The 13708-nt window shown below is 65.0% G+C and carries 10 protein-coding genes; 3 read left to right on the forward strand and 7 right to left on the reverse strand.

Going from position 1 to position 13708, the window contains the following annotated elements; all coding sequences use genetic code 11:
- The first annotated feature begins 68 nt into the window (after positions 1-68).
- Positions 69-887 carry a helix-turn-helix domain-containing protein gene (locus OU997_RS08885; RefSeq protein WP_108487175.1) on the forward strand — a complete coding sequence of 273 codons (819 nt, stop codon included), beginning with the start codon at positions 69-71 and terminating at the stop codon, positions 885-887.
- Between the two features lie 76 nt (positions 888-963).
- On the opposite strand, the gene OU997_RS08890 is transcribed toward OU997_RS08885, so the two are convergent.
- The 4 genes from OU997_RS08890 to OU997_RS08905 form a co-directional block, all read right to left on the reverse strand.
- A complete protein-coding gene (locus OU997_RS08890; RefSeq protein WP_267809690.1) occupies positions 964-3867 on the reverse strand; it encodes an autotransporter outer membrane beta-barrel domain-containing protein in 2904 nt (967 codons plus the stop codon).
- A 166-nt stretch (positions 3868-4033) separates the two neighbouring features.
- Positions 4034-4714, reverse strand: a complete 681-nt coding sequence (locus OU997_RS08895; protein ID WP_267809691.1) for a GNAT family N-acetyltransferase — start codon at positions 4712-4714, stop codon at positions 4034-4036.
- A 14-nt stretch (positions 4715-4728) separates the two neighbouring features.
- Positions 4729-5172 carry a GNAT family N-acetyltransferase gene (locus OU997_RS08900; RefSeq protein WP_267809692.1) on the reverse strand — a complete coding sequence of 148 codons (444 nt, stop codon included), beginning with the start codon at positions 5170-5172 and terminating at the stop codon, positions 4729-4731.
- 14 nt (positions 5173-5186) lie between these two features.
- Complete coding sequence (locus OU997_RS08905; RefSeq protein ID WP_108487171.1) at positions 5187-5819, reverse strand: FMN-binding negative transcriptional regulator; 633 nt, start codon at positions 5817-5819, stop codon at positions 5187-5189.
- A gap of 91 nt (positions 5820-5910) precedes the next feature.
- Between OU997_RS08905 and OU997_RS08910 the strand changes: the two genes are divergently transcribed.
- Positions 5911-7401: a PLP-dependent aminotransferase family protein gene (locus OU997_RS08910; protein WP_267809693.1), complete on the forward strand. Its 1491-nt coding sequence runs from the start codon at positions 5911-5913 to the stop codon at positions 7399-7401.
- Positions 7402-7481: 80 nt separating this feature from the next.
- Here OU997_RS08910 and OU997_RS08915 read toward each other — a convergent pair whose 3' ends face one another.
- Positions 7482-8906: an aspartate ammonia-lyase gene (locus OU997_RS08915; protein ID WP_108487185.1), complete on the reverse strand. Its 1425-nt coding sequence runs from the start codon at positions 8904-8906 to the stop codon at positions 7482-7484.
- Positions 8907-9209: 303 nt separating this feature from the next.
- Here OU997_RS08915 and OU997_RS08920 point away from each other — a divergent pair, with 303 nt between their 5' ends.
- Positions 9210-10124: a LysR substrate-binding domain-containing protein gene (locus OU997_RS08920; RefSeq protein ID WP_108487169.1), complete on the forward strand. Its 915-nt coding sequence runs from the start codon at positions 9210-9212 to the stop codon at positions 10122-10124.
- A 180-nt stretch (positions 10125-10304) separates the two neighbouring features.
- Here OU997_RS08920 and OU997_RS08925 read toward each other — a convergent pair whose 3' ends face one another.
- Together OU997_RS08925 and OU997_RS08930 are read right to left on the reverse strand one after the other, a co-directional pair.
- Positions 10305-11624 (reverse strand): sigma-54-dependent transcriptional regulator, encoded by a 1320-nt coding sequence (locus OU997_RS08925; RefSeq protein ID WP_267809694.1) that lies wholly within the window; start codon positions 11622-11624, stop codon positions 10305-10307.
- Positions 11617-13536: a sensor histidine kinase gene (locus tag OU997_RS08930; protein WP_267809695.1), complete on the reverse strand. Its 1920-nt coding sequence runs from the start codon at positions 13534-13536 to the stop codon at positions 11617-11619. The genes OU997_RS08925 and OU997_RS08930 overlap by 8 nt, the downstream gene beginning before the upstream one ends.
- Positions 13537-13708 lie beyond the last annotated feature (172 nt).

The following is a 13708-nucleotide window of genomic DNA, read 5'->3' on the forward strand; positions in this document are numbered from 1 at the left end:
GCGGGTGGCGGCGACCTGACGCGAGTTGATGCTAGAATCGCGTCGCTCGCATCACCTGGAAATTCGCCATGTCCGACTGCCTAGGGCTCAATCTCAAGCTGTTGTGCAGTCACTACCGGTCCATCGCCGAGGTGTGCCGCAAGCTGGCGATCAACCGTGCCCAGTTCAACAAATACCTCAGCGGACAGAGCCGGCCGACGGCCTACAACCTCAAGCGTATCTGCGATTTCTTCGGTGTTGAGGCGTACGAACTGAGTCTGCCGGCCGAGCAGTTCGCCGACCTGATTGGCGCCCGTACACCGGATCAGCTCGCGGGCAATCGCAGCGACGCCTTGCTGGAACTGCTCAAGCCGTTGCGCGCGCATGCCGGCAACCTGTCGCGCTATTGCGGTTACTACTTCGAGTACTCCAACTGCATGTCGGTGCCGGGCACCGTGCTGTTGTCGCTGGTGCAGCTGTGGGAAGAAGACGGCGATTTTCTCTTCGAACGCCAGGAACGTCAGGAACGTTCCGCCAGTGCCGATGTGCAGGGTGAGGACTGGGTGCGCTGCCGTTACCTGGGCGCGGCCTTCCAGCTGCAGGACCGATTGTTTCTGATGGACTATGAATCGCTGACCCTCAACGAGATGAGCCAGACCATCCTCATCCCCAGCTACAAGAGCCGCATCACCCGCCTCAATGGCCTGAAAACCGGCGTCTCCAGCGGCGACCGCCGTAGCCCGGCCTGCACCCGCGTGGTGTGGGAATACCTGGGCACGGAGATCAACCGCATCAGCGCCTACCGCCAGGTGCGCCTGTACCGCCCGGACGATCCACGGATCGACGATGACGTGCGCCAGCGCCTGGCCGACGCACCGCTGAAGAACGGCTTGTTTGAGATCGAGTGAGTCACTGGGCCGGTCCGCGTGATGGCGTGAGCTGCAGCCCTCAGGTCCATCACCACAGCGGGGCGCGTTGTTGCTGTCAGAACCCCATTTGCCATTGCGCGACAATCGCGTGGTTCTGCGCGTTGCTGCCCAACTCGCCGCTGTAACCCATGCTGAGGCTTTGGGTGCTGCTCAGGTCGATGTTGACGCCGGTATCGAGCAGCAGGCTGTTGCGGTCCAGGGCGCTGCCTTCGACGCTGAAGGCGCTGCCGCCGCTGAGGAAGGACTGGCGGGTCGTGCTGTCGACGTTACCGTAGGTGTGGCGCCAGGCCGCTGATAGATACGGGGTGAACGGCGTGCCGTTCGCCAGCCTGTTGAGGTGGGCCAGGCGCACACCGAAGGTGCTGGTGAGGTTGCCTTGGTCCTGGTCATCCACCTGCAGTGCGGCGGCGCCGCCTTTTTCGTCGTAGCTGTCGCGGGCATAGTACTGGTAGCCCAGGGCGGCAAAGGGTTCAGCCTGCAACTTACCACTGCCCATGGCGTAGCCCAGCTCGCTGAAGGCCTGGAAGCTCTCGGCATCATAGCGGCCACGCAGGCGGTCGCTGAAGCCGGCAAAGGCCACTTCGCGTTTGCTTTGACCATCGTGAAGGCTGTAGGCCACGCCCAGACGTAAAGCCAGTGGGCCGCTTTGGCGCAGGCTGTAGACGCCCAGATGCATGCTGTCGGTATCACCGTTGAAACCGCTGCCAGCTTCCAGATCGGTACGTGAATACCCGCCAAGCACGCCCAGGCGCCAGTCGCCAGCCACAGCCCAATCCACGCCGGCTATGGCGCCGCGAGACTCGCTGTCCAGGTCGTGGCCACTCTGACTGCCGTCGAGGCGGCCGCGGCTACCCAGTGCCTGGACCCAGAGCCGACCGCGCGCGGAAGGGTCATTGAGATTGCGGGCTCCGGTCGGCACGCCCGTGGCCGCCAGCAGCGGACCATCCTCCAGTAATCGTGAACTCTGCAGGTTGCCGCCCAGACCACTGCTGAAAGATTGCATAGCACCGAGCATGACGCCGCTGACCTGGCTTGTGCTGCCCAGGGTGCTGCCAGCCAGGCTGGCGTTGTTCGGCGCGGCCAGCTGGTTCAAGGCCTCGCGGGCTTCGCCGGTGCTGCGGGTGACCAGGGCGTTATAGAGCTGCGGGCTGCCCTGGGCGCTGATGCTGCCGGCGACCTTGGCGCCGTTGCCATTGCCGGCCACGTCGGCGAAGGCGACATCATTGCGGTGCAGGTCCAGCTCCACGCTGTCAGCGGCGTAACGCAGGGTCGGGGTGAGGAAGGCGAAATTGCTGGTGACGCTGGCGAAGCGACCGCTGACGCCAGCATCGGCCTGGATTACTTGATAGTGGCGGGTGTTCGGGTAGCTGCCGGCGCTGGCGCGCACCTCCAGGCGGGCGCCATCGAGGGCGACGTGGCCGTCGGCCAGCAGCGGGCTGTGGCTGCCATCGGCGGATACAGCGAAGGCCAGGGTGGAGCCGGCGGCCAGGTTGAGGTGATGGACATGACCGCCACCGGCGTAGGTACCGCCGGCGTGGATATCGAGGGTGCCGCCGATACGACCGAGGTTTACCAACTCGGCACCGGCGAGCACACGGCCGCCTTCGCTGAAGTCATGGCTGTCGAGGGTCCAGCGCCCGGCCTTGACCGCTAGCCATTCAATGTTGACGCTGTTGCCGAAGCTGCCGCCAGCGGTGTCATCCAGGCTCAGAACATCGCGGCCCGCGCCGCCGTCCACCCGGCCGACGAATTGGCTGCCACTGCGCAGGGTCAGGCTGTCGGCGCCGCCGCCCAGATCCAGGGCCACGCCGCCGGTGCTGCTGATCAGGCCGCTGTTGATCACGGTGTCGTTCTGCCCGCCGATGATGCGCACGGCATCGCCGCCCAGACCGAGGATCTGCCCGACGTTCTCCAGGTAGGTGGCGTAGGGTGCCCCGCCAGTGGCGCTGTCGTCGATGAGGATGGCGTTGGCCGCGCCGCTGATGGTCGCGCCAGCGCGGTTGTAGATCGTGCCGCCGCCCATGGCGATGCCTTCGCTGGTGTTGGCCGAGCCGTCCTTGAAGCCGCCGGCGCCGGTGCCTTCGATGATGCCGTGGTTGTCGATCCAGCCTTCGCCATCGATGTCCACGCCATCGCCGTCACCGTCCGCTACCAGGCCGTTGTAAGCGCCGCTGATGCGTCCGTAGTTGGTAACGCGGCCGTTGCCATCGGAGCCGAACCCCGAGCCATTGCGGCCGATCACCACGCCGCTGGCATGGTTGATCAGCTCGGCGCCAACATCGGTGGTGATGCCGTGGCGGCCGCCGGAAAGGGTGCCGTGGTTTTCCACCTTGCCGCCGCTGGAGGCGTCGAAGTCGATGCCATCGTACTTGGCGTCGGCGTTGCTCATGTCACCGCTACTGATGGTGCCGTGGTTGATGATGGTGGCGTTGTTGCCGACGCGCATGGCGTCTTCCTTCACGCCGCGTATCAGGCCGGTGGCGCGGTTGGTGATGTCGATCTGCACATTGGTCTTGAGGTCCTTGAGCATGATCGCGCGGTCGGTCTGGGAGATGAGGGTGCCGGCGTTGTCGATGCTCACGCGGGTGCCGGCCAGGTTGCCGCTGATGCGGATGCCCTGTTTGGCGGCGTCGATGGTGGCGCCTTCGCGGTTGATGATCTGGTATGTGCGTGCGGGGTTGCTGCCCGAGCTGTCGAGGCCGCGGTCGCCAGTGGACTTGATCAGGCCGCGGTTATCGACGATCACCCCGGTGCCGCTGGTGGCGTTCTTCAGCTCCACGCTCTTGCCGCTGGTGGTGATGCTGCCCGTGCCGTCGACCTGCAGGGTGGTTTCTCCGCTGAGTACCTGACCGGTTGTGGTGGCACTGTCCACCGTGACGGTGGCGGCCCCGGCCAGGGAGGTGACGCCGCATACGGCGAGGGCGATGCAGTGGGCGAGCGGAGCACGCGTGCGGTTCATGGCGGCAACCTTGATTGTGATATTGGTGGTTGGCCGCCGTTTATAGGGAAAAAGTATTACGACTTCATAACAGACTATTGATAAGTAATAAGCCCACGCTCTGGTCGTGCGCTCAACCAGGCACGGCTTTCGCCGCCCTGGTTCCGCCGCGTGCCGAGGGTGTCTGTCAGTCCCTGCATTCCTCCAGACGGCGCTTCTGCTCACCGTCGGCGCTGAAATTGTCCGCCGCCAGCCAGCGTTCGAAGGCCGCGTTGCAGGCCGGCCATTCGCTGTCGAGGATGGAGAACCAGGCGGTGTCGCGGTTACGCCCCTTGACCACCATATGCTGGCGAAACAGCCCTTCGTAGCGGAAGCCCAAGCGCTCAGCCGCGCGCATGGAACGGGCATTGTCGGCGTTGCATTTCCACTCCAGGCGGCGGTAACCAAGCTCGCCCAAGGCCAGCTTGGCCAGCAGGTAAACCGCCTCGGTCGACGCCGGGCTGCGCTGCATGGCGCGGCCGAAAGCGATATGGCCGATCTCGATACAGCCATCCTTGGGCGCAATGCGCAGATAGCTCAGCAGACCAACTGCACGCTGCTGGCTCAGGTCGATCACGCTAAAGAACAACGGATCGCGACTGGCCGCATGACCGCTCAGCCAGGCATCGAACCTCGCGCGTTCGCTGAATGGACCGTAGGGCAGGTAATCCCAGAGTGCTGGGTCGCTGTGCGGGCCTTGCAACGCCTGCCATAGATCGTCGCCATGGTGCGCCGGGTCGAGCGGTTCGAGGCGCACATACTGGCCGTCCACGGGTTGATGGGCTGGGGTAGGCGCGGGCTGCCAGCCGAGTAGCGGTTGCTGGGACATGCGGCGGCTCCTGCTTAGAACTGTTTGCGGTATTGGATAAAGCCCGAGCGCTCGGCGATGCGGTCGTAGAGCTGGCGGCCTGGGTAATTGGTTTCCTGGGTCAGCCAATGCACGCGGCTGGAGCCGGCCGCCTGGGCCTGGGCATAGACGTGCTCAATCAGCAGGCGACCGATGCCGCCGCCGCGCTGATCGCTACCGACAAACAGATCCTGCAGGTAGCAGCTGTGCTCCACCGACCAATTAGTGCGGTGGAAGATCCACTGCACCAGCCCTACGGCCTGGCCGTCACGCCAGGCGAGGGCGGCATGGGTCGGCTCGCTCGGGTCGAGAAAGCGCTGCCAGGTCATGGCGCTGACCTCGGCGGGCAACGCGCTCTGGTAAAAGTGCAGATAGCCCTGCCACAGCGGCAACCAGGCGGCGTGATCGGCGGGAGTGATGGGTCGGATTTCGATAGACATGGTTCTTCCTTGGGTTAGTGACTGTCGTTTATGCGTGCGGCCAGTTCGCGGTCGCGTGGGTCATGGCTGGCATGCAGGCCCTCGCGCACGCCGGTTTGGTCGGCCTGGCTGCGGTTTTGCCCGAGCTTCCATTTGCCTTCAAGACGCTCGATGGGCAGGGCGAAGCCGACAATCGCGCGCAGCATGCTGTCGATGTAGTCGCGCGGTGCATCGCTGACCGCCCAGGGCTGCGGACGCTCGGCTTCGTGCAGCGCGCTGAGGCGGCTGACCAGCTGCAGCAGGCGCTCGGCGTCATCGAATACTTCGGCGCGGCCATGGGCCTGCACGCTGATGTAATTCCAGGTCGGCACCACCTTGCCGTGCTCGGCCTTGGCGGCGTACCAGGACGGGCTGATATAGGCCTCCGCCCCCTGGAAAATCACCAGCGCCGGGCTGCCCTCAGCTAAATCACGCCACTGCGGGTTGGCTCTGGCGAAGTGTCCGTACAGCGTGCCGTATTGGCCCTCGCCAGGTTCCAGCAGCAGCGGTAAGTGGCTGGCGAGCAAGCCCTGGCTACCGTGGCTGACCAGCGTCGGCAGGCGCGTGGCACGCATCTGCTGGTGCAGCGTGGCGAGGTCGTCCTGGCGAAAGGCGGCGGGCGTGTACATGGGCGGGCTCCTGAGCTGATGGAGCCATGCTAGGCTGCGTATTGGTCTGTTGTAAGATCCACTTTCTGCGACTTTTATGGAGCCAATCGTCATGGCCATTTCGCCCGCTGCGCCGCTACCGGTCGATCTGTCCGGCATTCACCTCGATCCACAGCACGGCCTGGCGCGCCAGCTGTATCAGGCGCTGCGCGAACGCATCCTCGATGGTCGCCTGCAACGCCGTACACGCTTGCCGGCCAGTCGTGATCTGGCGAACCTGCTGGGTATCTCGCGCAACACCGTGACCCGCGCCTTCGATCAGCTGTATGCCGAGGGTTATATCGAGGGGCGCATCGGTGCCGGCACTTATGTGGCCGAGTTGAGTGGGGCGACGCGGCCAGCGCCCGCGCCCTCTGTCCAGGCTCAGCCGTCTGGCAGCCCGCAGAGTGCCGCTTTGCAGCTGTTGCAGACGCACCATCTGAATCCGCCCTTGAGCGGCGCACCCCGCGCATTTCGCGTCGGTGTGCCGGCCTTTGACCTGTTTCCCTTTGAGACCTGGGCGCGCTTGTCTGCGCGCTTCTGGCGCAAGCCATCGCCGGCACGCCTGGGCTATGGCGACCCGGCCGGCGATTGGCAATTGCGCGAGTTGATCGCCGCCTACCTGCGAAACAGTCGCGGCCTGCACTGCGATCCGGCGCAGATTGTGGTGACCAATGGTGCGCAGCAGGCCATCAGCCTGTGCGCGCAACTGCTGGTTACCCCTGGCGCGCGGGTGGCCGTGGAGAACCCTGGCTACCGCGCCGCCGGCCATGCGCTGGCGATTGCCGGGGCGCAGCTGTGCGGGGTGGCGGTGGATGGCGAAGGACTGAACACTGCTGCGTTGGAACAGATTGAAGAGTGCCGGCTGGTTTACCTGACGCCCTCGCACCAGTACCCGACCGGCGTCACCCTGTCGCTGGCACGGCGTCTGCAATTATTGGAATGGGCCGAGCGCAATGACGGCCTGATTATCGAAGACGACTACGACGGTGAGTACCGCTACAGCGGCACGCCGTTGGCACCGTTGGCGGCGCTCGACCGCCAGGGCCGCGTGCTCTACGTCGGCACCTTTTGCAAAATTGCCTTTCCGGCGTTGCGTCTGGGTTATCTGGTATTGCCGCCGGCGCTGGCCGAAGCCTTTGCCCAACGCCGCGCGCTGGATATGCGCCATTCGGAAATCGGCACCCAGGCGGTGATGGCCGAATTTATTGCCGCCGGGCACTTCCAGCGGCATATCCGCCGCATGCGCACGGCGGCCCGCAGCCGCCGCGATGCACTGTTGGCCGGCTGGCCTGCGGATGTGCCGGGCTGTGCGCCGCTGCCGGTGGTGGAAGCGGGGCTGCACCTGTGTGTGCGGGTAAGCAGCCTGGCCCGCGAGCGCGAGCTGATCAGCGCCGCCGAGCGGGTTGGCGTGGAGATGACGGCGCTTAGCAGCTACTGGCTACCCGACAGCGCCACGCCGGAAGGCCAGCGCGCCGGGCTGGTGCTGGGGTTTGCGGCGGTGCCTGAGGCGCAGATTAATGAGGCGTTGGCAGTGTTGCGCCAGGTTTGGAATGCGCATTAACGTCAGGCAAAAAAAGGGATGGCCGTGGCCATCCCTTGAGGAGTGGAGGCAGGGGAGCCTCCTGTTACGCAGGGGTTCGCTTACTGGCTGAGGGGTACCAGGCGCGGGGCGATCATGTTTTCCGGGCGCAGGATGTCAGCCAGGGTGGCGTCGTCCAGCAGCTGCTCTTCACGCACCAGCTCCAGCACACCACGGCCGCTGTCCAGTGCCACTTTGGCGATGCGTGTGGCGTTCTCGTAGCCGATGTAGGGGTTGAGGGCGGTGATCAGGCCGATGGAGTTTTCCATCAGTTCACGGCAGCGCGCTTCGTTGGCGGTGATGCCGTCGATGCACAGCTCGCGCAGCATATCCATGGCGCGGGTGAGCAGGCGGATCGAGTCGAAGATCTTGTAGGCGATCAGCGGCTCCATCACGTTCAGCTGCAGTTGGCCACCTTCAGCGGCCATGGTCAGCGCCAGGTCGTTGCCGATCACTTCGAAGGCCACTTGGTTGACCGCTTCCGGGATCACCGGGTTGACCTTGCCGGGCATGATCGAGCTGCCGGGCTGGCGCGCGGGCAGGTTGATTTCATTGATGCCGGTGCGCGGGCCGCTGGAGAGCAGGCGCAGGTCGTTGCAGATCTTCGACAGTTTCACCGCGGTGCGTTTGAGCATCCCGGAGAAGAGCACGAATGCGCCCATGTCGCTGGTGGCTTCGATCAGGTCAGCGGCCGGTTTGACGGGGTGGCCGCTGATCACTTTCAGGCGTTCGACCGCCAGGTGTTGGTATTTCGGGTCGGCGTTGATGCCGGTGCCAATCGCCGTGCCGCCCAGGTTCACTTCGGTGAGCAGGGTCGGGGCGAGCAGTTTGAGGTGCTGCAGGTCTTCACCGAGGGTGGTGGCGAAGGCGCGGAATTCCTGACCGAGGGTCATGGGCACGGCGTCCTGCAACTGGGTGCGGCCCATCTTCAGGACGTGGTTGAATTCCAGGCTCTTCTTCGACAGCGACTGAATCAGCTTGTCCAGCGCGTTGAGCAGGCTGTCGTGGCCGAGCAGCAGGCCGAGGCGAATGGCCGTGGGGTAGGCGTCGTTGGTCGACTGCGCCATGTTCACGTCGTTGTTCGGGTGCAGCTGCTTGTAGTCACCTTTTTCGAAGCCCATGGCTTCAAGGGCGATGTTGGCGATGACTTCGTTGGCGTTCATGTTGGTCGAGGTGCCCGCGCCGCCCTGAATCATGTCGACCACGAACTGCTCGTGAAACTCGCCCTGAATGATGCGGGCGCAGGCGGTGCTGATCGCCGTGTGTTTGGCGGCGGACAGGTGACCCAGCTCGCGGTTGGCGTCGGCAGCGGCCTGTTTGACCATGGCCAGGGCAACCACCAGTTTGGGGTAGTGCGACAGCGTCACGCCGGACAGGCGGAAGTTCTGCACGGCGCGCAGGGTCTGGATGCCGTAATAGGCGTCAGCAGGAACGTCGAGGGTGCCGAGCAGGTCTTTTTCGAGGCGAGTGGATGCAGCAGCGGACATGATCAAGGTCATCTCAGGAAATACGGCAAATGCCGCGATGGCCCGTAGATTAGGGGCTGCAGCTTGGTTGTGGCCAATGCTGTTAAACGCTGGGTCATGCATAATCGGCATAACGTGGGTGTGACGCGCCGCTTGACCAGAGCGTACGCCGTACCTGTAGGAGGGGCTTTAGCCGCGACCGTCGCCGCTGAAGCGCCTCCCACAATAGTAGGGTGGATGACGCTTTACCCATCCACCACAGTCGAATGTGTGCCGGGCGGTGGATGAAAACAGCGCCATCCACCCTACAAAACAGGAGTGACGATGAACCTCGAAAGCAAATGGCTGGATGACTTTGTCACCCTGGCCGCCACCCGCAGTTTCTCCCAGGCGGCACACAAGCGCTTTGTCACCCAGCCCGCGTTCAGCCGACGGATTCGCAGCCTGGAAGCGGCGCTGGGGCTGACCTTGGTTAACCGCGCCTGCACACCGATTGAGCTGACCGAATCCGGCCAGTTGTTTCTGGTCACCGCCCGCAGCATGGTTGAGCAACTCGGCGAAGTGGTGCGTCACCTGCATAACCTTGAAGGCCAGCAGGGCGAGGTGTTGCAGATCGCCGCTGCGCACTCGCTGACCTTGGGCTTCTTCCCGGAATGGATCGCCCGCCTGCGCCGTGAAGGCTTGCCGCTGAACACGCGGCTGGTGGCGACCAATGTGGGCGAGGCGGTGCATGCCCTGCGTGAGGGGGCGTGCGATTTGATTCTCGCCTACTACGACCCGGATGCTGCCTTGCAGATGGACCCGGAGATCTTCCCCTCGCTGCACCTGGGGCGTACGGAAATGCTGCCGGTGTGTGCCGTGGGCGAAGGCGGTGCGCCGCTGTTTGACCTGTCCAGTGGCCAGAGTGTGCCGCTGCTGGCCTACAGCGCCGGGGCGTTTCTCGGTCGCTCGGTCAACCTGCTGCTGCGTCAGCGGGCGTTGCGCTCCACCACGGTGTATGAAACGGCGATGGCCGACAGCTTAAAAAGCATGGCCCTGCAAGGCATGGGCGTGGCCTGGGTGCCGCGCTTGAGCGTGACCGGCGAGTTGGCCCGTGGCGAGTTGGTGGTGTGCGGTGATGAGCAGTGGCAGGTGCCACTGGAAATCCGCTTGTACCGCTGCGCCCTGGTGCGCAAGGCGGCGGTCAGGTTGCTGTGGCGCAAGCTGGAAGCCGGCACCGGAGCGGCTAACGCGCTTTAGCGCGACCCGCAGCGCGAGTAGAACGAGTCATGCTCATTTACAGCTCGTAAACTCGCGTGCGAGCCCAGTCCGCTTCATTCGCCGCTTTGACCCGCCGGAGGCTGTTACTAACGTAGCGCCTTACAGGACTCTCGCTCGCAAGAGCGTAAACAGGTTCTTAGGCGTAGGGTGGGTTTGTGGCTACAGCCCGTACTTTTTCACCTTATCGAACAGTGTGGTCTTGGCCATGCCCAAGGCCTGGGCGGCCTGGCTGAGGTTACCGGCGTGGCGGCCCAGGGCGTCGCTGAGCAGGCTGCGCTCAAAGGCTTCCACCGCTTCGGCAAAGCTCGGGCTGCTGGCGTTGCTCAGTTCGCTGCCTTTGAACACCGGCAGGCCGAGGGCAAAACGCTCGGCGACATTGCGCAGTTCACGCACATTGCCCGGCCAATCATGGGCCATCAGGCGGGTCAGGGTCTGGCGGTCGAGCACCGGCGCCGGGCGGTCGAAGCGCAGCGCGGCCAGTTGCAGAAAGTGTTCAAACAACAGGCCGATATCCTCACGCCGTTCACGCAGTGGCGGCAGCGCCAGGCTCACCACATTGAGCCGGTAGTAGAGGTCGCTGCGAAACTGGCCGGCCTTACCCTGCTGCTCCAGGTCGGCTTTGGTGGCGGCGATCACCCGGCAGTCCACCGCCACACTCTGGTTCGAGCCGAGGCGCTCCAGGCTGTGTTCCTGCAACACGCGCAGCAGTTTGATCTGCAGGTTCAGCGGCATGCTCTCGACTTCGTCGAGAAACAGCGTGCCGCCGCTGGCGTGCTCGATCTTGCCGATGCGCCGCTTGCCCGCGCCGGTAAAGGCGTGGGCCTCGTGGCCGAAGATTTCGCTCTCAAACAGGTTTTCCGGCAGGCCGCCGCAGTTGAGCGCGACAAACGGCTTGGCCTGACGTCGGCTGAAGTCGTGCAGGCAGCGCGCCACCAGCTCCTTGCCGGTGCCGGTTTCCCCTTCGATCAGCACATTGGCCCCGGTATCGGCAACGTTGGCGATCAGTTCACGCAGTTGCTGCATCGCCGGCGAGCGGCCGATCAGGCGCTGTTCCAAGGCCTGGCGGCCGGCCAGCTGGCGGCGCAGGGCCGTTACTTCGCGGGCCAGGCTGCGCTGCTCCAGGGCGCGGCGCACCACATCCACCAGGCGCTCGGGGGAGAAGGGCTTCTCCATAAAGTCGTAAGCGCCGTCACGCATGGCATTGACCGCCATGTCGATGTCGCCGTGACCGGTGATCAGCACCACCGGCAGGCTGGGGTCGCGCTGTTTGAGACGGCTGAGCAGTTGCAGGCCGTCGATGCCGGGTAGGCGGATATCGCTGATGACGATGCCGGCAAAGTCTGCATTGATGCGTTGCAGGGCTTCTTCGGCGCTGCCCACGCCGACGCTGGGAATGTCTTCCAGGGTCAGTGCCTGTTGGCAACCGAGCAATACGTGGGGATCGTCTTCGACGATCAGAACGCTCAGTGGCTCAGTCATGGCGTGGGGTCTCCTGGTGGGCGCTGACTTTGGCCAGGTTCAGCTCGAAGGCTGTACCGCCGCTGTCGGGGTGTTGCACGGTCAGGCTGCCGGCGGCGGCGGCCGCCAGGCTGGCGGAAAGTGTCAGGCCAAGGCCCAGACCTTTCTCACCGGGTTTGGTGGTGAAGAACGGCTCGAACAGGTGCTCACGCACATCCGCAGCGATCCCCGGGCCGTTGTCGCGCACGCTCAGGCGGTAGCGTTCGCCGTCATCGTGGCCGGTCAGCCAGAGCTGGCGCTCGGCTTGCTCGCTCATGGCCTCGAGGGCGTTGGCGATCAGGTTGACCAGAATTTGCTCCAGGCGCGTCTGTTCGATGGCCAGGCGCACATCGGCCGGGCCGTGGGCATAGTCACGGTGCAGCTGCACGGCGGCATAGCCGGGGTGGTTCTGCAACAGCAGCAGGGCGGCGTCCACCGCCTGCTCCAGGCTCGCCTCGCCCTGGTCGCCACTGCGGCGGGCAAAGGCGCGCAGGCTGGCGGTGATTTTGCCCATGCGGTCGACCAGCTCGCCGATGGTTTGCAGGTTGCTGCTGGCCACATCCAGTGCGCCGCGTTGCAGGAAGCGCACGGTGTTGCCGGACAGGGTGCGCAGCGCCGCCAGCGGCTGATTCAGTTCGTGGGCGATGCTGGTGGACATTTGCCCGATCACCGCCAGCTTGCCGGCCTGCACCAGTTCATCCTGCGCTTGGCGCAAGGTGGTTTCCGCTTGCTGACGTTCGCGCACTTCGGCCTGCAGGCGCTGGTTGCTGGCCTGCAGGTCGGCGGTGCGTTCGGCGATCTTGCGTTCCAGTTCGTTGTTGGCCTGTTCCAGTGCCTCGCGGGCGGCCAGGCGGGTGGCGATCACCTTGCGCCGCTGGTTCAGCGCCAGGCCGAGGAAGATCAGCAGGGCGCAGGCCACGGCCGCCAGCATGGCGTGGCTGAGGGCGGCGCGACGTTGCTCCTGCAGCGGCGTGAGCAGGGTCAGGTGCCAGGGGGTGTCGTTCAGCGGGCGAGTCTGTGCCAGGTAGGTGATCGGCCCAGCGTCCGCCTCGCCGTCCTGGTCGGCGGCGAAGCTGACTTGCTCCAGGCCGTCGCCGAGGGTGCGGCGGGCCAGCGGTTGCAGTTCTTCCAATGCCCACCAGTGGTACTGCAGGCTGCGCGCCAGGCGCTCGCGGGTGTTCGGGCCCAGCGGATGCACGGCCTTGAGGCGGCGGCTGGGGTTGCTGGAGAGGATGATGATGCCGTTCTCGTCGCTGACATACGCCTGCAGACGGGCGCGCTGCCAGCGCTGTTCCAGGCTGTCCAGGCGCACTTTGACCACGGCCACGCCGATGATCCGCTCGCCGCTTTTCAGGCCGTGAGCCAGGTAGTAGCCGGGCTCGCCGGTGGTGCTGCCGATGCCGTAGAAGCGTCCGGGTTTGCCCTCGATGGCGTCCTGAAAGTAAGCGCGGAACGACAGGTCTTCCCCCAGGTAGCTGCTGGGCGTCCGCCAGTTGCTGGTGGCCAGTACCCGGCCGCTGCGGTCCAGCACGTAGATGGCCAGGCTGCCACTGCGCTGGTTGAGGCCTTCGAGGTAATCGTTGACCAGGCCCCGGCGGTAGGTGGTGGGCGTTTGCAGCAGGCGGCCGACGCTGTACTCCAGCTCCAGCAGGCTGGGCAAATAGGTGTACTTGGTGATTTCGCTCTCCACCGCGCGGGCGTTGAGTTCCAGCTGGCGTTCGCCCCCTTCGGCGAGGTCACGGATGCCGCTGCGTTCGCTGAGGTGATAGCCGGCATAACCGCAGCCGAGCACCAGCAGGAGCAGCAACAGGATCAGCAGCAGAAGACGGGCGAGGCGCGGTTTCACGGTCAGGGCTGGCGGCACGGCGCAAGGAGAGGCGGTGGAGCATTGCATCACAGTCCTCCCTGGCTGGGTAGTTGTGGGTGCGGCTAATCCGTGGGAGGGGCTTTCGGCTCTGGCATCCTGCTTCGCTCTAACTCCTGCATCCATGCAGTCGTAGCCGCGATGCTGTTGCAACCTGGGCCGGGCAATCGCCGCTGAAGCGCCTCCCACAAGCGCTCAGCGG

The sequence above is a fragment of the Pseudomonas sp. SL4(2022) genome (assembly GCF_026625725.1).
In the GTDB taxonomy this organism is placed as follows: Bacteria; Pseudomonadota; Gammaproteobacteria; order Pseudomonadales; family Pseudomonadaceae; genus Aquipseudomonas.